The organism is Aquamicrobium terrae (assembly GCF_040545735.1).
Classification (GTDB): Bacteria; Pseudomonadota; Alphaproteobacteria; order Rhizobiales; family Rhizobiaceae; genus Mesorhizobium; species Mesorhizobium terrae_A.
Genome location: NZ_JBEPML010000026.1, coordinates 45,898 through 68,033, shown reverse-complemented (window position 1 = coordinate 68,033; position 22,136 = coordinate 45,898). Strand labels below are relative to the sequence as shown.

At 62.9% G+C, this 22,136-nt stretch carries 21 protein-coding genes; 7 read left to right on the top strand and 14 right to left on the bottom strand.

Annotation, left to right across the window (positions count from 1 at the left end; all coding sequences use genetic code 11):
- Window positions 1-6 precede the first annotated feature (6 nt).
- Window positions 7-1,227 carry an ROK family protein gene (locus ABID37_RS24115; protein ID WP_354199509.1) on the bottom strand — a complete coding sequence of 407 codons (1,221 nt, stop codon included), beginning with the start codon at window positions 1,225-1,227 and terminating at the stop codon, window positions 7-9.
- A 341-nt stretch (window positions 1,228-1,568) separates the two neighbouring features.
- On the opposite strand from ABID37_RS24115, the gene ABID37_RS24110 reads away from it, so the two are divergent.
- From ABID37_RS24110 to ABID37_RS24100, 3 genes are all read left to right on the top strand, one after another.
- Entirely contained in the window at window positions 1,569-2,963 is a 1,395-nt protein-coding gene (locus ABID37_RS24110; RefSeq protein ID WP_354199507.1) for an MFS transporter, read from the top strand.
- A gap of 107 nt (window positions 2,964-3,070) precedes the next feature.
- A complete protein-coding gene (locus ABID37_RS24105) occupies window positions 3,071-4,093 on the top strand; it encodes a LacI family DNA-binding transcriptional regulator (RefSeq protein WP_354199505.1) in 1,023 nt (340 codons plus the stop codon).
- 13 nt (window positions 4,094-4,106) lie between these two features.
- Window positions 4,107-5,087, top strand: a complete 981-nt coding sequence (locus ABID37_RS24100; RefSeq protein ID WP_354199503.1) for a nucleoside hydrolase — start codon at window positions 4,107-4,109, stop codon at window positions 5,085-5,087.
- Between the two features lie 16 nt (window positions 5,088-5,103).
- Here the strand turns inward: ABID37_RS24100 and ABID37_RS24095 are convergent, their stop codons facing one another.
- From ABID37_RS24095 to ABID37_RS24075, 5 genes are all read right to left on the bottom strand, one after another.
- A complete protein-coding gene (locus tag ABID37_RS24095; RefSeq protein WP_354199501.1) occupies window positions 5,104-5,826 on the bottom strand; it encodes an MBL fold metallo-hydrolase in 723 nt (240 codons plus the stop codon).
- 7 nt (window positions 5,827-5,833) lie between these two features.
- The gene (locus ABID37_RS24090; RefSeq protein ID WP_354199499.1) at window positions 5,834-6,895 is read right to left on the bottom strand and encodes an ABC transporter ATP-binding protein; all 1,062 of its coding nucleotides are present in this window, start codon (window positions 6,893-6,895) and stop codon (window positions 5,834-5,836) included.
- Window positions 6,892-7,680, bottom strand: a complete 789-nt coding sequence (locus ABID37_RS24085; protein ID WP_354199497.1) for an ABC transporter permease — start codon at window positions 7,678-7,680, stop codon at window positions 6,892-6,894. Before ABID37_RS24085 ends, ABID37_RS24090 begins: the two co-directional genes overlap by 4 nt.
- A gap of 4 nt (window positions 7,681-7,684) precedes the next feature.
- The gene (locus ABID37_RS24080; RefSeq protein ID WP_354199495.1) at window positions 7,685-8,518 is read right to left on the bottom strand and encodes an ABC transporter permease; all 834 of its coding nucleotides are present in this window, start codon (window positions 8,516-8,518) and stop codon (window positions 7,685-7,687) included.
- A 93-nt stretch (window positions 8,519-8,611) separates the two neighbouring features.
- Window positions 8,612-9,685 carry a polyamine ABC transporter substrate-binding protein gene (locus ABID37_RS24075; protein ID WP_354199494.1) on the bottom strand — a complete coding sequence of 358 codons (1,074 nt, stop codon included), beginning with the start codon at window positions 9,683-9,685 and terminating at the stop codon, window positions 8,612-8,614.
- 87 nt (window positions 9,686-9,772) lie between these two features.
- On the opposite strand from ABID37_RS24075, the gene ABID37_RS24070 reads away from it, so the two are divergent.
- Window positions 9,773-10,384: a TetR/AcrR family transcriptional regulator gene (locus tag ABID37_RS24070; protein ID WP_354199492.1), complete on the top strand. Its 612-nt coding sequence runs from the start codon at window positions 9,773-9,775 to the stop codon at window positions 10,382-10,384.
- A 49-nt stretch (window positions 10,385-10,433) separates the two neighbouring features.
- Here ABID37_RS24070 and ABID37_RS24065 read toward each other — a convergent pair whose 3' ends face one another.
- From ABID37_RS24065 to ABID37_RS24050, 4 genes are read right to left on the bottom strand one after another with little or no spacing between them, the layout of a single operon-like run.
- Complete coding sequence (locus ABID37_RS24065) at window positions 10,434-11,285, bottom strand: intradiol ring-cleavage dioxygenase (protein WP_354199490.1); 852 nt, start codon at window positions 11,283-11,285, stop codon at window positions 10,434-10,436.
- A 46-nt stretch (window positions 11,286-11,331) separates the two neighbouring features.
- Complete coding sequence (locus tag ABID37_RS24060) at window positions 11,332-12,411, bottom strand: alpha/beta hydrolase family protein (RefSeq protein ID WP_354199488.1); 1,080 nt, start codon at window positions 12,409-12,411, stop codon at window positions 11,332-11,334.
- Complete coding sequence (gene mhpA / locus ABID37_RS24055) at window positions 12,408-14,054, bottom strand: bifunctional 3-(3-hydroxy-phenyl)propionate/3-hydroxycinnamic acid hydroxylase MhpA (RefSeq protein WP_354199486.1); 1,647 nt, start codon at window positions 14,052-14,054, stop codon at window positions 12,408-12,410. Before mhpA ends, ABID37_RS24060 begins: the two co-directional genes overlap by 4 nt.
- Window positions 14,055-14,108: 54 nt before the next feature.
- Window positions 14,109-15,176, bottom strand: a complete 1,068-nt coding sequence (locus ABID37_RS24050; protein ID WP_354199484.1) for a maleylacetate reductase — start codon at window positions 15,174-15,176, stop codon at window positions 14,109-14,111.
- Window positions 15,177-15,302: 126 nt separating this feature from the next.
- On the opposite strand from ABID37_RS24050, the gene ABID37_RS24045 reads away from it, so the two are divergent.
- The gene (locus ABID37_RS24045; RefSeq protein ID WP_354199482.1) at window positions 15,303-16,256 is read left to right on the top strand and encodes a LysR family transcriptional regulator; all 954 of its coding nucleotides are present in this window, start codon (window positions 15,303-15,305) and stop codon (window positions 16,254-16,256) included.
- Between the two features lie 118 nt (window positions 16,257-16,374).
- Here the strand turns inward: ABID37_RS24045 and ABID37_RS24040 are convergent, their stop codons facing one another.
- Window positions 16,375-17,280: an MBL fold metallo-hydrolase gene (locus ABID37_RS24040; RefSeq protein WP_354199480.1), complete on the bottom strand. Its 906-nt coding sequence runs from the start codon at window positions 17,278-17,280 to the stop codon at window positions 16,375-16,377.
- Window positions 17,281-17,541: 261 nt separating this feature from the next.
- On the opposite strand from ABID37_RS24040, the gene ABID37_RS24035 reads away from it, so the two are divergent.
- Window positions 17,542-18,507, top strand: coding sequence for a LysR family transcriptional regulator (locus tag ABID37_RS24035; protein WP_354199478.1), 966 nt, complete (start codon window positions 17,542-17,544; stop codon window positions 18,505-18,507).
- Between the two features lie 58 nt (window positions 18,508-18,565).
- Here the strand turns inward: ABID37_RS24035 and pcaF are convergent, their stop codons facing one another.
- The 3 genes from pcaF to ABID37_RS24020 are packed head-to-tail and all read right to left on the bottom strand — an operon-like array spanning window position 18,566 to window position 21,163.
- Complete coding sequence (gene pcaF / locus ABID37_RS24030; protein ID WP_354199476.1) at window positions 18,566-19,774, bottom strand: 3-oxoadipyl-CoA thiolase; 1,209 nt, start codon at window positions 19,772-19,774, stop codon at window positions 18,566-18,568.
- Window position 19,775: 1 nt separating this feature from the next.
- Window positions 19,776-20,447 (bottom strand): 3-oxoacid CoA-transferase subunit B, encoded by a 672-nt coding sequence (locus ABID37_RS24025; RefSeq protein ID WP_354199474.1) that lies wholly within the window; start codon window positions 20,445-20,447, stop codon window positions 19,776-19,778.
- Window positions 20,444-21,163, bottom strand: coding sequence for a 3-oxoacid CoA-transferase subunit A (locus ABID37_RS24020; RefSeq protein ID WP_354199472.1), 720 nt, complete (start codon window positions 21,161-21,163; stop codon window positions 20,444-20,446). The genes ABID37_RS24025 and ABID37_RS24020 overlap by 4 nt, the downstream gene beginning before the upstream one ends.
- A gap of 202 nt (window positions 21,164-21,365) precedes the next feature.
- Between ABID37_RS24020 and ABID37_RS24015 the strand changes: the two genes are divergently transcribed.
- Window positions 21,366-22,136 carry an IclR family transcriptional regulator domain-containing protein gene (locus ABID37_RS24015; RefSeq protein ID WP_354199470.1) on the top strand — a complete coding sequence of 257 codons (771 nt, stop codon included), beginning with the start codon at window positions 21,366-21,368 and terminating at the stop codon, window positions 22,134-22,136.

Here is a 22,136-nt window from a genome sequence, read left to right as displayed (position 1 = left end):
GATTGGCTATGCTGCCGCTTCGATCTCCCGGCGGCGAGCGCTCCTCAGACGTTCAAGCGGAAATCGCGACGACAGGACAAATTCATCCAGAGCAAGCGAGGCGGCTGCGCTGCGGAGATCGATCTCGCAACTGGCGAGAAGCGAACCGGCATCTTCCCTGGCTCCGTCTTGAGCCCCCTCCAGGAAAGCAGGGTGCTTCCCGACCGGGCCCGCCAGCAAGATCCGCGCCGGGTCCAGCGTAACCTTGAGAACCCTCACCGCCTCACCAAATCGCCGTCCTGCCTCGCGAAGTGCCTTATGCGCCGTCTCCTCCCCGGCGTCAGCACGCGAGAGCAACTCCGTCAGAAGCGGGCGGTAGCGCTGGAATTCCTCGGCGGTCGCGACTTGGCTGCGGATTTCGCCCAAATCGGCCAACGCCGCCCACCCGGATGCGACTGTATTGAGGCAGCCCCGCGACCCGCAGGAGCACACACGATTTTTGTCGCCCATGGGAGCGTGGCCGAACTGCCCGACATTCAACGTCGCTCCTTTTGCGATCCGCCCGTCGATCAGAACGCCGCAACCGATGCCGAACCCGATATGGAAGAGCAGAGCATCCTGCATGCTTTTTTCCGCGACCCGCCATTCTGCAGCGAGCAGCGTGTTGGCGGTACCGTCAACGACAGCGGGAACTCCGAGCGAGCTCTCGACGGCCCGAGCGAGCTCGATCTGCGCCCACCCCAGATAAGGGGCCTCCACGAGTACCCCCCGCTGGCGATCGACTTGGCCGGTTGTGGCAATGCCGACCCCCAGGACCCGTAACGGATCCACACCGGCCGCACGCATCTGCCGGCGCGCGCACTCTATAAATTCGAGTACGGTGCCTTCACCGTCCAGTGCCGTAACGTGCTTGAGCGCATCACAGGCAACCTGCCGTCCGCAAAGGTCGGAAAGCGTAACAGATTGCTCAAGAGCATTGATAACGAATCCCAGCACGTAGCCGCCACGCGAATTGACGCGCAGCTCCGCCGCCGGTCGGCCCGGCGACTCGGAACGGATCATGCGCCCCTCCCCCTCATCAATCAGCCCGACTTCGTGCAATTCCTTGACGATCCTGACGACAGCCATCAGCGAGAGGCCCAGGTGCTGGGCCAATTCCGGCCTGGACCGCGCGTCGCCCAGCATCAACTCGGTCAGAACCCGGCTGCGATTAAAACGGCGAAGGTCGTTGGCGCTGACGGCATGCATATTAATAACTCCCTGTTAGTTATTAATTCATCCATCAGCTTTTGAGTCAAGCTAATTGTGGAGGTGTGGCGCGGGGCATGCGCAAAACGAAATCGCGGTCAGACTTTTGGATGATGCCCCCAATGGCCATGCCTTGGTCGGATATCGGCACAACTTGGTGCTCTGCCTCCAGAGCGCCACTGGCCCGACGAAATACCCGGCGACGCCGCACGTTCCGGCAGGCGCGGGCTCGCCTATCCCGCCCGCCAATATTTAACTTGAATAATCTACGCGCGTAGAATATTGGGCTGGGCAATCGTGGTAGGGGCCGGATACCGGCAGCTCAATCCCAGGGAGGCCCGATGAGCACCTTTTCTCCGTCTATGGACTTGCAAGACGATCACCATGCGGCGCAGGAGCGCCTGTCCACACAGGAAGGTCGCCGTGACTTTTGGCGCGCGACCTTCTCCTGCTGGTTGGGCACCACCATGGAATACGCCGATTTTGCCCTTTATGGCCTGGCGGCCGGCATCATTTTCGGCGACGTCTTTTTCCCGGAAGCCACGCCGGTCATGGCGCTGCTTTCCAGTTTCGCCGCCTATTCGGTCGGCTTTGTCGCCCGCCCCATCGGTGCCCTTTTGTTCGGCTGGATCGGCGACCGCCACGGCCGCAAGGTGGTTATGGTCGCTACCATCGCCCTGATGGGACTTTCCACCACCCTGATCGGCCTGATTCCAAGTTACGCTCAGATCGGCGTCTGGGCACCGACATGCCTGGTTATCCTGCGCTTTGCCCAAGGATTGGGTGCCGGCGCGGAGCTTTCCGGTGGCACCGTCATGTTGGGCGAATACGCGCCGGTAAAGCGCCGGGGACTGGTTTCCTCCATAATCGCCCTCGGCTCCAACAGCGGAACGCTGTTGGCATCGCTGGTGTGGCTGATCGTGCTGCAAATGGACAAAGAGAGCCTCATGAGCTGGGGCTGGCGCATTCCGTTCCTCGGCAGCATGCTGATTGCTGCGGCCGCCTTGTTCATCCGCCGTCACATGCGCGAAACGCCGGTGTTCGAACGCCAGAAGGCCCAGTTGCAGGCGGAACGGGAGGAAGCGCTCAGGCGCGGGCAGGAAACGCATAAACAGGACACCCGCAGCTTCTGGCAGCGCACCAGGGCATTCTGGATCATGGTCGGTCTGCGCATAGGCGAGAACGGCCCTTCCTACCTGGCCCAGGGCTTCATCATCGGATACGTGGCCAAGGTGCTGATGGTCGACAAGTCCGTGCCGACCGTTGCGGTATTCATCGCTTCGATCCTGGGGTTCGCCATTATTCCGCTGGCCGGCTGGCTCTCGGACCGTTTCGGCCGCCGCATCGTCTATCGCTGGTTCTGCCTGCTGCTGATCATCTACGCGTTCCCGGCATTCATGCTGCTGGACAGCCGTGAGCCATGGATCGTCATTCCGACCATCATCACCGGCATGGGGCTTGCCTCGCTGGGCATCTTCGGCGTGCAGGCCGCCTGGGGCGTGGAGCTGTTCGGCGTGACCAACCGCTATACCAAGATGGCGTTTGCCAAGGAATTGGGCTCCATCCTCTCGGGCGGCACGGCGCCGCTGGTGGCGTCTGCCCTTTTGTCGTTCACCGGCCACTGGTGGCCCATCGCTGCCTATTTCGCACTGATGGCGGGGATCGGGTTTGTCACCACCTTCTTTGCGCCGGAGACCCGCGGGAGGGATCTCAACCTGCCTGAAGACGCGATTTGATCGGAATTCGACGTGGAGCGGCCCGTTTTCCGCCAAGGATTTTCGGGCCGCAACGTCTTATGCTGTCCGGCAATCCTTGATTCCGTCGTTGATGTGACAAGCAGCCCATGACCCGATCCCCTCCCCGGCGCATAACACGTGCCGAAGTCGCCAAGGAAGCCGGCACGTCGGTGGCGGTGGTCAGCTATGTCATCAACAACGGCCCACGCCCGGTGGCGGATGCCACCCGGCACCGGGTGCTGGCGGCGATCAAGAAAACCGGCTACCGCCCCAACGGCATCGCCCGGGCGCTGGCTTCGGGCAGCACGCAGACCTATGGCCTCGTGGTGCCCAACATCGCCAACCCGTTTATTGCGTCGATGGCCCATGCCCTGCAACGGGAAGCCTTCGCCGACGGCAAGGTGCTGCTTCTGGGCGATTCGGGCGACGAACGCGAGCGCGAACGCGAGCTGATCAACAACCTGCTGCAACGCCAGGTCGACGGGCTGATCTACACCAGCGTGGACCGTCATCCCTATATCGACCTGATCCGGGCGAATGGCACCCCGTGCGTCATGCTGGACCAGGTCAACCTCGGGCTGGACGTCAGCATGATCCACGTCAATGAAGAGCAAGCCGCCTATCAGGTGACCCGGCATCTTACCGGGCACGGCTACCGGGGTATCGGCATCATTTGTGGCCCGCGCGAGATGCTCAATACCCAGGATCGTATTCGCGGCTGGCAACAGGCATTGGAAGAGGACCGGCAGGAAGTGAATCCGGCGTGGATCTTTTCCACGGACTACACCCGCGCGGGTGGCTATGAGGCCGCCCGCCGCATGTTGGCCGGCCCCATGCCGCGCGCCCTTTTCGCCACCAACGAGCAGCAGGCGATAGGCTGCCTGCGTGCGCTGGCGGAACATGGGTTACGGGTGCCGCAGGATCTGGCCCTGGTCAGCTTTAACAGCACCGAGCAATCCCTCTACACCGTTCCGTCGCTGACTGCCGTGCGCCAGCCGATAGAGAACATGGCCCGTGCAGCAATCGACATGCTGAAGAACTGGGATGGGGAAATCCGTCATACCGAATTCAAGTTCGATTTGCAGGTGGGCGAGTCGTGCGGCTGTTCTGGACATGAACCATCAAGCTGACAAAAGTGAACCTATGCGTGTGATCATCGACTGCGATCCGGGAAACGGCATCGCCGGTGCCAATGTGGATGACGGCCTGGCGCTGGCATTGGCCTTCGCCGCGCCGCAGATCTCATTGGAGATGATCACGACGGTGGCCGGCAACACGCCGAGCGAAGTCGGTTATGCGGTGGCTTGCGATCTGGTGCGGCGGTTGGAGAAGTCACTGCCGGTCTGGCGCGGCGCATCCCGTGCGCTGCTGGAGCCCCCTGCGCCATGGCGTGAACGGCTCGATCATGGCGTCGATCGACATGGGTTGCACAAGCTGTGGGACGATGTTCAAGCGCCGCAGCCATGCCCCGGTTCCGCGCCCATGGCCCCCTACGCCATGGGCGAGTTGATCTGCAACAACCCCGGCGAAATCACGTTGGTGGCAACCGGGCCGCTGACCAACGTTGCACTGGCGCTTCAGCTCTATCCGCAGATGATAGGCGCAGTAAAGCGCATCGTGATCATGGGCGGCGCGTTCCACGTTCCCGGTTATCTCAAGGACACCAACTTCGGCATCGATCCCGAGGCGGCGCATGCGGTGTTGACCAGCGGCGCGCCCATCACCCTGGTGCCCATGGACGTGACGACGCAAACCCAGATGGTGCACGCCGATCTCGACCGGCTCACCCAGTATAAGAGCGTTCTCGGCAGCTATCTGGAGCAAACCATGCGGCCATGGATCGATTACTCCATGCGCACCCGCAATTTGCCGGGATGCTGGATCCATGATGCCTTGACCATCGCCTGGCTGCTCGATCCCTCATTGACCACCGGAATCGACGACTTTGTGGACGTCGCGTTGGAAGGCGTAGCTCGTGGCATGACCTGCCGCTACGGGCGCGATAACCTGCGGCTCGATGTCGGGGTGTCGGCACCGCAGGGTGCGCCGGTTCACATCCTGCAAACCGTGGACAATCAGAGGCTGCTTTCCCTGATTGAACACCATATTCAACGCTGTGCGTAGCCGCTGTCGATGATCTTCAGTGCAGTGAAAGAAACGCACCGGCTATCTGCCGGAGGCGTGCCCTGCCAAAACTGGCGAAATGCCCGCCATGCACGATTGTCACCGGCAGACGCATAAGCCGTTCCAATGAACGGCGGTAGTCGTTGAGATCGGAATGAAAGGTATCCGTCACCAATTCCCCGTCATAGACGATGTCGCCGGCGATCAAGGTGCCGGTCGCCTCTTCATAGAGAGCGATGCCACCCGGTGAATGCCCCGGCGTATGGATGACGACAAGGCGCCGATCGCCGAGGTCGATCGTGTCGCCGTCGACAAGCAGCTTCGTCGCCGGTGCCGGTTTTACGCGATAGGCATTCGTATCCCATCCTTCAGGCGGTGCGATGAACATGGCCTCGTCCGCATAACCGGCAGCCAGCGTCCATTCCGGTCTCGGATCGGCAAGGATTTCCGCTTCGGCGGCGTGAATCCAGCGCTCCTCGAATTCGTGGTGGCTGCCGATATGATCGAAATGCGCATGGCTGGCCACGCAGACCAGCGGCTTTTCGCCCCGCAGCATCGGCACATTGGCGCGCAACGAAAAATGCCCGAGGCCGGTATCGACCAGAAGATCGAAGTCGCGGCCGCTGACGTGCCACATGTTGCAGCGGAAGAAGGGCTTGATCCAGGGCTCGTGGATCAGGCTTATGCCATCCGCGAACCGGACGACCTCATACCAGTCCTTCTGTGCGATCACGGCCATGATGTCCCTATTCCTGCAGCAGGCCGATGTGACGCGGCTCGGCATGCACTTCGACACGCTCGCCGATCCTGACCGGCATGTCGACAGGAAGTTTCAGCAGGATATCCCCGCCGCTTCCTGTTCGCACCACTGCCTTGCGATAGCTGCCTTGGAACACGCTTTCTGCGACCTCGCCGGAGCCGAGCGAGACACGACCCGATGGCGCGGTTCCCAGCCTTAAGTTCTCGGGTCGCACGGTCAGGGTCGCCTTGCCCTTGCGGATGCCCGGCCGGTCGAGCGCCAGCGTGCCGAGCGCCGTGCGCAAGGTCGCGGTCGTGCCCGATATCTCGGTCACCTCGGCGTCGATAAGCGTGTTCTCGCCCATGAATGTGGCGCTGAAACGGGTGGAGGGCTGTGTATAGACGCGTTCAGGGTTTCCCTGATCGACGATACGGCCATCCTGCATGACCAGTAGCAGGTCGGCCAGCGCCATGGCTTCCTCCTGATCGTGGGTGACGTGGACGAAGGCGGTGCCGACCCGCTTCTGGATCGCCTTCAGCTCTTCCTGCATCTGCCGGCGCAGCCCGAGGTCGAGCGCCCCCAGAGGCTCGTCGAGCAGCAGAAGCCTCGGCTTCATCACCAGCGCGCGGGCCAGCGCGACGCGCTGACGCTGGCCTCCGGACAATTGATGCGGCCTCTTGTCCAGCACTTGCTTCAGTCCGACCAGCGCCAGCGTTTCGCGGGCCAATCGCTGGCGCTCGGCTTTCGCCACGCCGTTCATGCGCAGGCCGAAGGCAACATTGGCACCGACGCTCATATGCGGAAACAAGGCATAGTCCTGAAACACGGTGGTGGTCGGGCGCTTGGCCGGCGGCATATGGGTGCAATCCCGGCCATCGATCAGCACTGCACCGTTCGTCGGTTGCAGGAAGCCGCCGAGGATGGACAAAAGCGTGGTCTTGCCTGAGCCCGACGGACCCAGCAGCACGACATATTCGCCGGGCTGGATGTCGAGCGACAGCTCATGCAGCACCGTCAGCGCGCCGAAGGCATGGGACAGATTGCGGATCGAGACGACCGGGGCGCTCATGATTTCTTCTTTCCTTTGCCGAAGATCGCCAGTTCGGCCAGCACGACCATCAGGATCGAGACGCCGAACACCACCGCTCCGATGGCGTTTGCCTTGGGGTTGAGGCCGGAGCGCAGCAGCGTCCATATCTCGACCGGCAGCGTCGTCTCGAAGCGGGTGAGCAGGAAGGCGATCAGGAACTCGTCCCACGACAGGGTGAGCGAAAGGACGAAGCTCGCCAGCAGCGCCGGCCACAGAACTGGCGCGACAACCAGCGACAGCACCTGCCATTCACGTGCGCCAAGGTCGCGGGCAGCCTGCTCCAGCCGGATGATGTTATCGCTCATCTGGCTGTAGAGGATGGCGAAGCACAGCGGCAGGTTGATCACCACATGGCCGATACCGACCGCTAACAGCGATTTGGGCACGCCGGCCCAATTGAACAGCACCACCAATCCCATGCCGATGATGAGATAACTGACCGACAGCGGCGCGATCAAAAGGGCGCGGATCGCCCCGCCGAGGCGGCCTCTCATGCGTGCGCAGCCATAGGCGGCAAGGAAGCCGAGCAGCACAGCGACCGCCGAGGAGACCACGCCGACGACAACCGAGTTGACCATCGCGCCGGTGAATTTGGAATCGCCCAGCACCTCGCCGTACCAACGCAGCGACGGCCCGGTGAAAGGCGGCAGCGGGAAGCGGCTGGCCTGGAAGGAGAACAGCACCAGCACCACGATCGGCAGGTAGATGAAGCCGTAGGCGACAAGCGCATAGAGGCCGGCGATCAGGTCGAGGAAGCGCTTCATGGCGTCATGTCCGCTCCAGCTTGAGCCAGCGCGAGCAGGCGAGATAGACGATGGAGATGACGATCATCAGGATCAGCGACAAAGCGGCGGCCAGCGGCAGGTCGGCACGTCGGCCGATCTGCTGGATGATGAGTTGCGGCATCAACAGTTCGTTCGAACCGCCTAACAGTTGCGGCGTCACATAATCGCCTATCGCCAGCACGAAGGCCAGGAACGCCCCGACTATGATGCCGGGCAGCGTCAGCGGCAGCACGACATGCAGGAAAGTCTGCAAACCGCTGGCGCCGAGATCGGCCGCCGCCTTGCGGTAGCTTGGGCTCAATTGCCGGAAATTGGCATAGATGGTGAGCGTCAACAGCATGATGAAGAAATGGATGAAGCCGATCACCGTCGCGGTGCGGGTATTGGCCAGTTGCAGCGGCTGGTCGAGCAGGCCGCTCGCCAGCAGTGCCCGGTTGACGACGCCACGCTCGGCCAGAAGCAGCAGCCAGCTATAGGAGCGCACCACATAGGAGGTCCAGAACGGCAGGATGGTCAGCATAAGTGCCACCCGCTGCCAGCGCTCCGGCACGCGCTCGGCCAGCACCCAGGCCAGCGGATAGGCAACCACCACGGATATGCCCGTAACCACCAGCGTCACCTCCAGCGAGTTGACCAGCGCCCGTATATAGCTCGGCTGGGTCAGGAAGTGCCGGTAGTTGTCGAACGAAAGCCCGCCGCCGCCGGTAAAGGAGGCGACGGCCATCGCAATCAGCGGAACCAGAAAAAACAGCGCCGTGAACAGTACCGCCGGGCCGACCAGCAAAACCATATGCCAGTTGATCTTGGAACCGGTCATCGCAGTCTCGTGACCTCGACAAAAGATTGTATCAGGATGCCCGCGGCAGGAAGATGCTCCTGCCGCGAAGGTGCGCCGGAAACCGTGCCTGCCTCAGTTGGCCTGCAGCACGTCGTTCCACAGATCCTGCATCTTCTTGTCTAGATCCGCGTCAGGGGCGGGATAGCGGTTCGAAGCCGCCAGATCCTTCGCCTGCTGCTCCGACGAGAATTTGAGCGTCGCCTTCTGCTCGTCGTTCAGCGCCGCATTCTTCTGTGCCGGCATGCCCCAGTAACAGGACGACGTGGCAAGCGCCGCCTGCCCTTCGGGGCTCAGCACATGCTGGACAAACTTCAGCGCCAGATCGGCCTTCTTGCTGTCCTTGAGGATGGCCAGCGACTGCGTCCACAGGATGCCGCCTTCCTCGGGGATGACGAAATCGAGATCCGGGTTTTCGGCATGCAGGCCGGCCGTCACCCATTCGCCGGCGCCGACCACGACGTCCACCTCACCGGTGGCAAGCGCGGTCTGGCTGGCCGAAACCTCGCCGACCAGCTTGGAATTGGCCTTGAGCTTCAGCATCAGGTCCTTGACCGGAGCCAGCGTTGCTTCACTGAGATCTTTGGTCGGTGTGCCGGTCGCCACCGAGGCCATGCCGAGCACCGGCAGGTAGTAGTCATAGATGGCAATGCGACCCTTGAACTTGGGATCGGTGAGCTTCTCCAGCGTCGAGACATCTTCGGCCGAGAATGCCTTGCTGTTGTAGGAGATGGCGTTGAAGCCCCATTTCTCCGTCACCGCGTAGCGCTTGCCGTCGAGCACCAGAATGTCGTCCATGCGCACTTCGGCGAACTGGTCGGCGAGCGGCAGGCTGTCGTCGGCAAGCGGCAGGAAACGCTCCTGGGCGATACGCTGCACGTCGATGGAATCGATGACCATCACGTCCCAATCGCCCGGTTGCGACTGGTCGAGAATTGAAAGCCCGGCACCGGTGCCCTCGTAGACCTTGAGGTTGACCTTGGCATCGTTGGCCTTTTCGAAAGGCTCGATGAGGGCCGGATCGGTGTTGTCGCACCATACAAGAGCATTGAGCTCCTCCGCCGCCTGGGCCGGCGAAAACGCCAGGACGGAAACCGAAAAGGCAAGCAGGCCCCATCCGGCCGCGAATGAAGATCGTTCGTTAGACATCGGTTCCTCCCTGTCCAATTTCCGAAATCGCATCCTGAAAAAATATGAATTGCCTTCAAAAATGAGTCAATTCATATTTACCCGGCGATGACCGGATTGAGGCAAAGGCAGAAGATCGACAGGGACCGCCGTATCGTCGAGGCGGCAGCGCGGCTGTTTCGCGAATTCGGCTTCGAGGGCGTGAAGATCGAGACCATCGCCGAGCAGGCCGGCGTCTCGGTCGGCACCATCTACAACTACTACGAAAGCAAGGGCGACGTGCTGATCGCCGTCGTCTCCCTGGAGGTGAACGAGGTCATCAGCGCGGGCGAGAGCGTCCTTACCAGGCCGCCCGCCCGGGCGGCCGATGCGGTCGATGCGCTGTTCGACATCTATCTGCGGCACTCCCTGCATTACCTCAGCAAGGAGATGTGGCGCGCCGCCATGTCGATGTCGATCCTGCATCCGGAATCGCGGCTAGGTCGTCACTACGGCCAACTTGACGAAAAGCTTTGCCAGCAGGTTTGCCGGCTTCTGGCCAAGCTCAAACGGCAAGGCTCCATCGGCGGTGCCATCGATGTCGAGGTCACCGGGCGCATCCTGTTCAACACCATGAACATGTCGTTCATGAACTTCGTGAAGGAAGATGCGATGGATGTTGAAACCGTGATCGAGGCTGTCCGGAGGCAATCAGAAACGATGATGACGCTGGGCGGATAGATAGCACCCGAAAGAGCCTGATGGCCCTATTTGCAGGGCTTCTGTGTCGTCATGCCTTGCCCTTGGCGATCGGAACCATCACAAAATCGAAGGCCGAGCGCCATTCGGTATCGCCGCCGATGCGTTCGAACGGCGCGACCAGCGTTTCCTTGACACCGAAGACGGTGTCGTCCCCGATATAGGCGTCATCGCCCACGAATGTATGGGTGATGATCGTCTCATGCCCCGGCGCCGTGACCTTGAAATGCATATGCGCCGGCCGATAGGGATGACGCCCGAGCTGGCCCAGCATCTTGCCCACCGGCCCGTCGTCGGGGATCGGATAGCTGACCGGCTTGATCCCGATATAGCGATAGGCGCCGTCCGCCCCGGTGATGAAGCGGCCGCGATTGTTCCATTTCGGCTGGATGCCCGGCTGCTGCACATCGTAGAACCCTTCGGCATTGTCGCTCCAGACATCGACGCAGGCGCCCGCGATTGGATTGCCGTCAAGGTCGATCACCCGACCTTCGAAGGTGCAGCTCTCGCCCTTGCCGTCCAGCGAGATCGTGTCGCCCATTTCGCGGATCGGAGCTCCCTCGACATAGAACGGGCCGAACACCGTATTTTCTGTCGCGCCGGGTGGCCGGCGGTTGTTGATGGCATCGACCAGCATCGAAAAGCCCAAAGTGTCGGAGAGCAGGATGAACTCCTGCCGCTCGGCCGAGCAGATCTTTCCGGTTGCTGTCAGGAATTCGATGGCCAGATCCCATTCCTGCTGGGTCAGCTCAATCTCATTGGCAAAGGCGTGCAGATGCCGGACAAGGCTGGCCATTACCTGCCGCAGGCGCGGATTGGCGGCCTCACCCATCCGGGCGTTCACGGCCTCGGCCGAATTCGCTTCGGTGAAAAATTCTGCCATCGGTTTCTTCCCTTGAACGATATGAGCCGAATCTGGTGCCCGGTTCTCAGCGGAGGGCCAGACGCGCGGCGAACCAGTCGGCCACCAGCGTTGTCCGGTCAAAACTGTGATTATAGATGGTGTGGTCTCCATCGGGCCAGGTCTTCAAGGTAGCCTCGCCGGTGGCGGCCTCCAGAAACGGCTGCTGGTCGGGCAGGTTCACCAGTGGGTCGGCGCCCCCGTGTAGGACCAACAGCGGGCAATCGATGCGCATGGCCGTCGGATCGAAGCGCAGCCGCGCGAAGTTGGCCTCGAGGGCGTCACGGTCCTCGGTGCCCAGCATCGCCGCCGACTGTTCGAACGCCGAGCGGAAAGGCAGGATGCCCGGCGTCGCGAACGAGCCATTGACGCAGCAGGCCGCGATCCGCTTGTCGTGCGCTGCGGTTCGCGCCGCCCACAACCCGCCATAGCTGTTGCCCCAGATGCCGGGCGTCCCCAGCGTCGGATCGTCCAGGATCACATCGATCCAGGCGCTGTAGGCGGCGTCGGTATCGACATCGAGGTAGATCCCCTGCTCCATCCGGGTCTCGCCCTGCCCAGGCCCTTCGACCAGAAGGGTCGCGAGATTGCGCCGCGCCAGCGCGCGGGCTACCGGCAGATAGGCGATACCCCAGCCACTCTGGCCGCCGAACAGAACCACGGTTCCGGCGGCACGCGACGAAAGCGGGCGGACCAGCCAGCCGATCAGGCGCCTGTCGCCGAAAGAGGCTTCGCAGCGCGCGAAGGGCAGATCGCTGACCCGGCCCAGCGCATGGCAGACCGAGACCAGCTCGTCATAGAGCGCGCGCTTTTCCGGGACGTCGAAATTGAAGGCCATCTGCGCGAAGACAAGGGCGGCGATGGCGCGCTGCCGTTCTTCGGCCGCTGTGAACGCCAGGCCCTCCGTCTCGGCCCGGTCGGCCCTGCTCAGCCGCTCGCGCCCAAGCTGGGCTGCCACCTCGTGCCATGCTTCGCCCGCGCCGGTGCGGGCGAAGAGGGCAGTCGCGTCGGCGAAATCCATGCCGTAGTCCAGCAGCCGGGGCATCGACATGGCACGCTGATGCGCGGCATTGGCTTTTGCGATGGCCGTCTGGTCATCCTGCGTCATGCGGCGCTCACTTCAGGCATTTCAACGGGCCGACCGGCTTTCCAGCACAGCTTGGCACGCAGATCCTCTATCAGTCCCGGCAGTTGCGACAGTTCGGAAACTCCGCCAAAAAGCAGGAAATCAGGCCGCCGCAGATAGGCCGCGAAGCCGTTCTGCGAAAGGTAACGGAGCTGGTCACCGTCAATATCCTGCATGATCCCGGACTCTGTGTCCGTCTCGCCCACCAAGATCCAGCGACAGCCGAGGTCGTTCAGGAAAGCCCGCGCTGTCGCATCCAGTACATCCAAGGGGTCCTGGCGGCTGACGATCAGGAAGCCGCTGCCGGCCACATCGTCCATCCGGCCCTCACGCTCGCCCAGACGCACCCGCCCCTGCGGCGTCGGCGCGCCCGTGGCCGGGTGCAGTCGGCCATCGACTTCGGTGTGGACCACCCCCGTCTCGACCCGGGGGAATGCCGGCGGCGGCGGCATATTGCCCGAACGGAACATTGCGTTGCGCGCCGCGACCTTTTCCAGATCGTCCTCATTGGCCACCGCGCCCAACATGTTCGAGGTCTCGGTGATGACGGTCACATGGGGGCGACGCTCCGTCTCGTAGGTTTCCAGCAGCGCGGCATCGGCTTTGCCCGCCAGCACCAGATCCAGCTTCCACGCCAGGTTCGCGCCGTCGCGGATGCCCGAACAGGCGCCCTGCCCCATGTAAGGCATCATCGTATGGGCCGCGTCGCCGGCCAGAAGGACCCTGCCCTGCTTCCAGCATTTGGCGATCGCCGGGTCGAAGGTATAGACCACGTTGCGGATCGGCTTCACGTCGTCCAGCGTCAGGCCGTGCTGCTTCTTCAGCCAGCCGAGGCCGTTCTTGATGTCCTCCCAATGCGCGGTTTCCTCGCCGGGCAGCAGTCGGACCTCGAAGCGGACACGGGATTTGCCGATGGGGATGAACATATGGGCGCGCGCCGGGTCGCAATAGATCGCGCCTTTGGTGAACCGCCCGCCCAGATCGCGGACATATTCGGAATCGAGATTCAGCCAGCGCTCATGCTTGCCGTAGCTGAACCGCTCGATCCCCAGGCTGCGTCGCGTGAAGCTGTTCGCACCGTCGGCGCCGATCACGAAATCCACTTCGAAGCTGCGGATCTCCTCGGGCTGGTCGGGCGCGCCTTTCCACGCCCCTTCCCAGGGATGGGCTGAGACGGTGGCCGTTTCGCCGTCCTGCTCGATCCCGGTGACCTCCCAGCCACGCAGGAATTCGACATTAGGCAGCGCCTGCGCGCGCAGATACATCGCCTCTTCGATCTCGGGCTGGAATATGGCGATATGGGCGGGAAAGCCGCTGTTGTCGCCACGCCAGTCCATATCGATCAGCACATCGCCCCGATCGTCATAAAAGAAATACTGCTCCAGCGCCGAGGCGTCGCGCAGGGCATGTTCGATATCGCCGGCCGACTGCACCAGCCGCGCGGTTTCCCCGTCGATATGCGACAGGCGCGGCAGGCCATAGGCATCAGGCCATCTTTCGATGACGATCACCCTGTGCCCGGCCTGCCCCAGAAGCGACGCGGCGGTCAGGCCTGTCGGGCCGCAACCGATGATGGCGATATCGCGACGGTCCTTGCGATCCGCCATTCCTTCCGAAGATGTCATGTCTTCCTCCCTACAATTCGTTTCCTGTCCGGCTGCGCAAGCGGTCTGCCCGCCTCAGCCTTGCGGTCTTTCCCCGCGCCATGCGGCGCCAAGCAGCGCAAGGATCTGGTCGCGGTCGATCTCGCGCGGGTTCCAATAGGCGTTGCGCGTCGCGATCATGGCGGCGCGGGGCAGATCCGCTTCGGCCATGCCGATGTCGCGCAGCGCGACCGGCGCGCCCAATTTCCTGGCAAAGTCGTAGAGGCCCGCGCCGGCGGAGCCGTGCCCCAGCATTTCGGCAATCGGGCGCAGTTCCTCGCTCGCGACGGCTTCGTTGAAGCCGATGGCATGGGGCAGGATGATCGCATGGGTTTCGGCATGGGGCAGATCGAAAGACCCGCCCAGAACATGGCAAAGCTTGTGATGCAGCGACATGCCGACCGAGCCGAGCACCGTCCCGCACAGCCAGGCGCCGTAAAGCGCGTCGCCGCGCGCCGTCATGTCGCGCGGCGCGCCCTTGAGCACCGGCAACGCCCCGGTGAAGGCACGCAGCCCCTCGACCGCCATCAGGGTGGAAATCGGATTGCGGTCCTTCGCATAAAGCGCCTCGGCGGCATGGGCCATGGCGTTCAGCCCGCTTGTCACCGTCATTTGATAGGGCAGGCCCAGGCTAAGCTCGGGGTCGTAGATGATGGCCTCGGGCAGGATTGAGCCATCGCGCACGGTCGTCTTTTCGCCGTTCTGCGTCTGGCCCAGAATAGGGGTCGCCTCGGACCCGGCATAGGTGGTCGGAATGGCGATCTGCGGGGTGTCCAGCCGATAGGCGATGGCCTTCCCCAGCCCAACGGTCGAACCGCCACCGAAAGCCACCGTGCAATCAGCCCCGGCTGCCTGCATTGCCTCGAGCGCCTGCTCGGTGATCTCCACGGGCGTGTGCATGGCCGCCTTTGCGAAGACCCCCGCCGACAGCGCGCCGAGCGCGCCAGACAGGCGCCCGGCATCCTCGGCCTGCTGCGGCGTCGACAGCACCAGCGCGTGCCTGCAATCGAGAGCCTGGACGACCTCCGCCACCCGCTCCAGCGCGCCCGCACCGAAGACGATCCGCGCCGGCGAGCCCTGATAGATGAAGTTGCGAATGTCCATGCTGCCTCCCTGGCGGCGGGCCTCGCCGCCACGCGGCCTCCCGTACCGCTTACTCAGGGGTAGTTATGACAGGGCTTGCATGATACCATCAAATGATAAGATTCAAATTTAGAATACCGGATTGGTATGCAAATAGCGCCGCATCACCTCGTTCAGATCTGGGCCATCGTCGAAGCCGGCGGGATGACCGAGGCCGCGGCACTGGTGGGTGCCACCCAGCCCGGCCTGTCGCGAACCGTCGCCTATCTGGAAAAGCGGCTGAAAGAACCACTGTTCGTGCGTGGCCGCCGGCCGCTGGAGCCGACGCCGCTGGGGCGCGATCTGGCCGAGCAGGGGGCGGCGGTCCGCCACGCGATGCAGCGGGCGCAAAACGCGGTCGAAGCCTTTACGCGCGGCGAACGGGGGACGGTGCGCATCGGTGGCACGCCGTTTTTCATGGATGCCCTGATTTCCGCGATGATCGGCGATTTCCAGAAGCGCCGGCCGAATGTCCGCATCACCCAGACCTATGGCTATACCGGCGATCTGGCCGCCAAGATCCGAGCCGGGCGGCTGGACCTGGCCGTCTGCCCGATCGAGGTCTTCGACGCGGAAAACGATCTGGGCTTCGAGGAGATCCTGCCGGGACGCAACGTCATCGCCTGCAGCGGCGCCCACCCGCTTTTGCGGGCCGGCCAGTTCCGGTCGACCGATGTGCTGAATTATTCGTGGATCGAACCGCCGCCCGGCAGCCCGCTCAGCGCGGACCTGCAAACCGCGCTTATCGGCCTCGGCGCCGACCGCGTGCGGATCAGCTATTCCGGCGCGTCCCTCGCCGGCATCCTCGAACATCTGCGCGCGTCAAACAGTTTGGCGGTACTGCCTTTCGGCGTCGTGTTCGCGCAGCGCAGATTTGGAGAGATCGCGGAACTGCCGCTGACGCTGGCCCATCCACCGCGCTCGCTCGGAGTGCTTCAGTCCAAGACGATGCCCCCCAGCCCGGCCGCGCTTCAACTGAAGATGCATCTGCTGGGTGAATTCTCGGTCCTGAAGGGCAAGATGGAAAAGGATCGTGGACCCGGTTGTGGCATGTCCGCCTGAGAACGAACCTGCACGATAGAACCCTTCATTTCTGCCGGCGGTATCCACTGCAGCTTGCCGGGCAAGCATTTCACCGCCCGGCACCCCGCCGATCACTGTCGCAGGCAAAGGCGGCAGGCTACTCACGCATGCCTGAATTGACCTCTTCTCCGATGTCTATGCAGAACAGGTCCTTGCCCATTTCGACCCGCCCGGAATAGTCCTGCCGAATCTCTGCCAACATCTCGTCGAGCGATGGCGGATCAGGCGGCATCTGGGTAATGTGCGTCAACACGGTAAGCTCCGCCTTGGCGGCACGAGCAATCCTATTTACATCCGAGGTGCTGGCCATGTGATCGACGATCCGCTGCAACTGCGGGTGCGCGGCAATTGTCGAGGGCTTGAAACCGATCACCGCGTGCAGCAGCAGGCCGGCTCCGGCGGCCTGTTGCGCCACTCTCTCGTCATAGCGGGTGTCGCCCGAAATGACCGCCACATGATCCTTGTATTCGATGCGGTAGCCATAGCTGGGAGTGATCAGCGCGCCGTGATCAACCGGAAAGGCAGTGATGCGCAGCCCGTCCTTGTCATAGACGAGTCCAGGCTCAATCTCGGTCACCTGGAATTTTGCGGCGGCGGGATCGAGGTCTTCGTCCTCGGCGCGGATTTCGATGTCGCGTGCCCAGGCAGCTTCAATCCCGCGAGCCAGTTCGGAGGACATCTCCGGACCGTAAAGAGCCAGCGGCACGGTCCGCCTGCCAAAGGCCGGCGGCAGCCAGCCCATCAGCATGACATCGGGCAGCCCCACCGTGTGGTCGGAATGCAGGTGGGTCAGCAGCACCGCATCGATACTGCCGATAGGAATGCCAAGCTGCCACAGCCGCTGGGTTACGCCACGGCCGGCATCCACCACCAGCTTTTGTCCACCCGCCTCGATCAGGGTCGAGGGACCGAAACGCTCGATCGTCGGGAACGGAGTGCCGGAGCCAAGGATCGTCACCCGCAAATTGTCGCCGCGATCCTGGCAGAAAGGCTCCGCAGCCATGGCCGCCTGCCCTAGCAGGACGCTGGCCGCAAAACACAAACTCCACTTTCTCATCTTCACTCCTCTATGTGAGATCTTCCGCGAAGAAAGGGGCATGGATCCCACGCATAAAGCCCCGTCCGCAGCATGCAGACGGCACTGCGAGCCATGAACTCATCGCGCGAATATGACATGCGGCGAGCCTCCCTTTTTCAAAGATAGCATACCGTCGCAGAGAGCGAATGTTGATCATATGACGGCGGGATAATATAATATTGAGTTATGAAAATCCTCAGCGAACACCTCGAAATCCTGGCGGCCATCATCGAGAAGGGCGGCCTGACCGAAGGCGCTGAAGAATTGGGCAAATCCCAGCCATCGGTATCGCGGACCATGGCCCTGCTGGAGGATCGGATAGGCCTGCCGTTGTTCGAGCCCGGGCGAAGGCCGCGGAAGCCGACGGAGATTGGGCGCGCTCTGGCGCGGCTGGGCCAGAAGATCCGCACCGCCAATCAAGAGGCAAGCCTTCTGGTGGACCGCTTCAGGCAGGGGCTTGCAGGAAGGTTGCGCGTCGCCGGATCCCCGATTTTCATGGACGGCGTGGTGGCGCGACTGCTGGCTGATTTTCAAACGCAGTTCCACGGCTTCCAGATCGACCAGACCTACGGCTATATCGACACGCTGGAACAGGGTATTCGCAATGGCGGGCTGGACCTGGCAATTCTTCCGCTGAACCCGCGCCAGGTGCCGGACGACATGGAGTTCCTGCCGCTCCTGCCCGGGCACAATGTGATCGCGTGCCGTGCCGGGCATCCGTTGACGCGCACCGCAAAGCCAAGCTTGGCGGAAACCGAAGCCTATCCCTGGGTGGCGCCCCCTGCGAACAGCCCTCTGCACAAGGACCTTTTGCGCATCCTCGATGCGATTGGCTGCGATAATTTCAACGTCAACTTTTCCGGCGGCACGCTGGCTTCGATAGAATCCGTTCTCGGCGGATCGGACTCCCTGTCAGTCTTGCCCTTTTCCGTCGTGTTCCTCTCTCGCGGTAGGCCACCGCTGGCAGCACTTCCATTGAAGATCGGACACCCCGACCGGCAACTCGGAATCCTGCGATCGAGAGCATCCCCCTGCCCGGTCGCAGCGGATCGTCTCGCAAAATTCCTGGTGGGACGCTGCCGCGAACTGGAGTTTCAAATGGAACTGCAGAAAAAATCCGGCAGTGACTGGCCTTCTCGACAACACAAATAGCGTGTCCGCTCACCACGCTTGCGGACAAGACAGTCGCGGTCGACCTGCCGGATTGATCTCAGACGCGCTCCAGCGCAACGGCGATGCCCTGGCCGACACCGATGCACATGGTGGCGAGCGCCAGCTTGCCGCCCTGCAGCTTCAGCTCCAGCGCGGCGGTGCCCGAAATGCGCGCGCCCGACATGCCGAGCGGATGGCCGAGCGCAATCGCCCCGCCATTCGGGTTCACATGCTCCGCATCCTCGGAGATTCCGAGGGTGCGGAGCACGGCGATGCCCTGGGAGGCGAAAGCTTCGTTGAGTTCGACGATATCGAAGGCGGACGGTGCGATACCCAGCCGCGCGCACAGCTTCTGCGTGGCCGGCGCCGGGCCGATGCCCATGATGCGCGGGGCGACACCGGCGGTCGCGCCGCCGAGGATGCGGGCAATCGGCATCAGACCATATTTCTTCGCGGCCGCTTCCGAAGCCACGATCAATGAGGCAGCGCCGTCATTGACGCCCGAGGCGTTACCGGCGGTCACCGTACCGCCCTCCTTCCTGAACGGCGTCGGCAGTCTGGCCAGCGTCTCGGCAGTAGTGCCGGCGCGCGGATGCTCATCCTTCGACACGACGACAGGATCGCCCTTGCGCTGCGCAATGGTCACCGGCACGATTTCCTGCGCCAGCCTGCCGTTCTCCTGAGCCGCAATGGCCTTCGCCTGGCTGCGGGCGGCAAAGGCGTCCTGATCAGCGCGGCTGACAGCAAAGTCCTCGGCCACGTTCTCGGCCGTCTCCGGCATGGAATCGACACCATACTGCTTCTTCATCAGCGGGTTGACGAAGCGCCAGCCGATGGTGGTGTCGTGGATCTCGGCATGGCGCGAGAAGGCCGTCTCGGCCTTGGGCATGACGAAGGGCGCACGGCTCATCGATTCCACACCGCCGGCGATCATCAGTTCAGCCTCGCCGGCCTTGATGGCGCGGGCGGCACTCATCACTGCATCCATGCCGGATCCGCACAACCGGTTGATGGTGGCACCGGGCACCACATTCGGCAGGCCGGCCAGCAGCAGCGCCATGCGCGCCACATTGCGGTTGTCCTCCCCGGCCTGGTTGGCGCAGCCATAGAGGACGTCGTCGACCGCTTCCCAGTCGACATTCGCGTTGCGCTCCATCAGCGCCTTCAGCGGCACCGCGCCGAGATCGTCGGCGCGGACGGCCGCGAGCTGTCCGCCGAAGCGGCCGATGGGCGTGCGGATATAATCGCAGATAAAGGCATCGGGCATTTCAGACCTCCGGAACGATCAGATCTTTGACGGCACCTTCGACCACCAGTTCGGCTTCGGTCAGCGCCTGCAATTCGTCGAAGCTGATGCCGGCAAGCTTTTCGCGCAGAACAAAGCGCGACGCAACGATGTCGATGACGGCAAGGCTGGTGTAGACGGTCGTCACGCAGCCGACCCCGGTCAGGGGCAGACGGCAGCGCTTCAGCAGCTTCGGTCTCCCGTCCTTGGTGGTGTGATCGGTGATGACGCAGACCCGCCTGGCGCCGTGCACCAGGTCCATGGCTCCGCCGACAGCCGGCACTGAACCCGGTCCGGTGCTCCAATTGGCCAGGTCGCCATTTTCGGCAATCTCGTAGGCGCCAAGGATGGCGACATCCAGATGGCCGCCGCGCACCATGGCAAAGCTGTCGGCGTGATGGAAGAAGGAGGCACCCGGATTGAGCGTGACGGCCTTCTTGCCGGCATTGATGAGGTCCCAATCCTCCGCGCCGACGGGCGGCGCCTCGCCGAAATCAAGGATACCATTCTCGGTGTGGTAGATCACCTCGCGGCCTTCCGGCTTGAACTTGGCGACCATCTCGGGAAAACCGATGCCGAGGTTCACATAGGCGCCGTCAGGAATGTCCTGCGCCGCGCGCCATGCGATCTGCGCATTCGTCAGCTTTACACTCATCCTTGGGCTCCTTCGCGCAACAGGGCCTCTTCCTGCTTCGGATCGGGCACTTCCACGATCCGGTCGACGAATATGCCCGGCGTTATGACATGCTCGGGATCGATTTCGCCCGGCTCCACGATCTGCCGCGCTTGCGCGATGGTGGTTGCGGCCGCGGTCGCCATCAGCGGCGAAAAATTCCGCGCTGCCATGTGGTAGGTGAGGTTGCCCTTGCGGTCGGCCAACTCAGCCTTGACTAAGGCGACATCGGCCTTGAGCCAGCGCTCCTGGACGTATTTCCTCCCGTCGAACTCGGCGACCGGCTTGCCCTCGGCGACCTGCGTGCCGTAGCTTGTCGGGGTGTAGAAGGCGGGAATGCCCGCGCCGCCGGCCCGGATGCGCTCGGCCAGCGTGCCCTGCGGCACCAGTTCCAGCCCAATCTCGCCAGCGAGATACTTGTCGGTGAATGCCTTCGGATCGCTCGAGCGCGGAAACGAGCAGATCATCCTGGCGACCATGCCGGCATAGATCATTGCCGCGATACCGATGGCACCGTTTCCAGCATTGTTGTTCACGACGGTCAATGCGTTCGGCGATCCGGTCTTCCTGTATCGCTCGACCAGTGCATGGATGAGCTCGATCGGTGCGCCCGAACCGCCGAAGCCGCCAATCATCACCACCATGCCGTCCCGGATGTCGGCAACCGCATCCTCAAGGTTCGGACTGATTTTGTTCATCGTCGACCTCACCCTTTCTGACTGGTGGCCCTGCCGACCGCAGCGGGACACCACTTGCGACTGGCCCATTCGCCAATCCTGCACCGCACCTAGAAAGTTCGTATTGCGAACATTTGTTTTATATGTAATACTTTGTGCATAGATATCGCCTGAGAGTCAACCCTCGGCGCGGCCCGCGGTCGCGCCTCAGGAAGCATTGCCCATGTCTGATGAAGCAACCGCACGCGACCATGTGAACTCGCTGGAACGCGGGCTCGGCGTCATGGAAATCCTCGCTGAACATTCTGGAGGGCTGACGCTCACCGAAACGGCCGAAAAGGCCGGGCTGACACGGGCCGGGGCACGCCGGTTTCTGCTGACGCTGGTCGCGACCGGCTATGCCACGCAGACCGGGCGCCAGTTCGCGCTCTCGCCGCGCCTCCTGTCGGTGGCACGCACCTGGTTGCAGGGCAAGTCGCTATGGGCCTTTGCCGAGCCCTTCATGCGCGACACTGCCGCAGCCTTGCAGGAATCCTGCTCCGCCACCGTCCTGTCCGGCGATGATGTCGTCTATGTCGCCCGCGTTGCCGGCCCGCGCATCATCAATCTGGAACTGCAGGTTGGTTCGCATCTGCCGGCCTATTGTACGGCCATGGGACGCGTACTGCTGTCGGGACAGAAGCCCGCGGAGGTCAAAGCATTGCTCGCACGCGCTGTGCTGGCGCCCAGAACGGACAAGACTGTAACGGACCCGACACGCGTTGCCGAAATGGTCGCCGCAGCGCGCCGGGAAGGCTATGCGATTGTCGACGAGGAACTGGAAATCGGCCTGCGCTCGATTGCGGTGCCGCTGCGCGACCGCTCCGGCGCCCTCGTCGCGGCCATCAACGTCTCGACCCAGTCCGCACGTCATTCCGTTGCCGAAATGAAGCGTGATTTCCTGCCGCTGTTGAAACAGACTGCGGCAAGGATAGAAGACTTTTTCGTGCAATAG

Bases quoted from the DNA above. Each gene is read 5' to 3' on its own strand.
- ABID37_RS24115 (WP_354199509.1), bottom strand. From the start codon at position 1,227: ATGCATGCCGTCAGCGCCAACGACCTTCGCCGTTTTAATCGCAGCCGG.
- ABID37_RS24110 (WP_354199507.1), top strand. From the start codon at position 1,569: ATGAGCACCTTTTCTCCGTCTATGGACTTGCAAGACGATCACCATGCG.
- ABID37_RS24105 (WP_354199505.1), top strand. From the start codon at position 3,071: ATGACCCGATCCCCTCCCCGGCGCATAACACGTGCCGAAGTCGCCAAG.
- ABID37_RS24100 (WP_354199503.1), top strand. From the start codon at position 4,107: ATGCGTGTGATCATCGACTGCGATCCGGGAAACGGCATCGCCGGTGCC.
- ABID37_RS24095 (WP_354199501.1), bottom strand. From the start codon at position 5,826: ATGGCCGTGATCGCACAGAAGGACTGGTATGAGGTCGTCCGGTTCGCG.
- ABID37_RS24090 (WP_354199499.1), bottom strand. From the start codon at position 6,895: ATGAGCGCCCCGGTCGTCTCGATCCGCAATCTGTCCCATGCCTTCGGC.
- ABID37_RS24085 (WP_354199497.1), bottom strand. From the start codon at position 7,680: ATGAAGCGCTTCCTCGACCTGATCGCCGGCCTCTATGCGCTTGTCGCC.
- ABID37_RS24080 (WP_354199495.1), bottom strand. From the start codon at position 8,518: ATGACCGGTTCCAAGATCAACTGGCATATGGTTTTGCTGGTCGGCCCG.
- ABID37_RS24075 (WP_354199494.1), bottom strand. From the start codon at position 9,685: ATGTCTAACGAACGATCTTCATTCGCGGCCGGATGGGGCCTGCTTGCC.
- ABID37_RS24070 (WP_354199492.1), top strand. From the start codon at position 9,773: ATGACCGGATTGAGGCAAAGGCAGAAGATCGACAGGGACCGCCGTATC.
- ABID37_RS24065 (WP_354199490.1), bottom strand. From the start codon at position 11,285: ATGGCAGAATTTTTCACCGAAGCGAATTCGGCCGAGGCCGTGAACGCC.
- ABID37_RS24060 (WP_354199488.1), bottom strand. From the start codon at position 12,411: ATGACGCAGGATGACCAGACGGCCATCGCAAAAGCCAATGCCGCGCAT.
- mhpA (WP_354199486.1), bottom strand. From the start codon at position 14,054: ATGACATCTTCGGAAGGAATGGCGGATCGCAAGGACCGTCGCGATATC.
- ABID37_RS24050 (WP_354199484.1), bottom strand. From the start codon at position 15,176: ATGGACATTCGCAACTTCATCTATCAGGGCTCGCCGGCGCGGATCGTC.
- ABID37_RS24045 (WP_354199482.1), top strand. From the start codon at position 15,303: ATGCAAATAGCGCCGCATCACCTCGTTCAGATCTGGGCCATCGTCGAA.
- ABID37_RS24040 (WP_354199480.1), bottom strand. From the start codon at position 17,280: ATGGCTGCGGAGCCTTTCTGCCAGGATCGCGGCGACAATTTGCGGGTG.
- ABID37_RS24035 (WP_354199478.1), top strand. From the start codon at position 17,542: ATGAAAATCCTCAGCGAACACCTCGAAATCCTGGCGGCCATCATCGAG.
- pcaF (WP_354199476.1), bottom strand. From the start codon at position 19,774: ATGCCCGATGCCTTTATCTGCGATTATATCCGCACGCCCATCGGCCGC.
- ABID37_RS24025 (WP_354199474.1), bottom strand. From the start codon at position 20,447: ATGAGTGTAAAGCTGACGAATGCGCAGATCGCATGGCGCGCGGCGCAG.
- ABID37_RS24020 (WP_354199472.1), bottom strand. From the start codon at position 21,163: ATGAACAAAATCAGTCCGAACCTTGAGGATGCGGTTGCCGACATCCGG.
- ABID37_RS24015 (WP_354199470.1), top strand. From the start codon at position 21,366: ATGTCTGATGAAGCAACCGCACGCGACCATGTGAACTCGCTGGAACGC.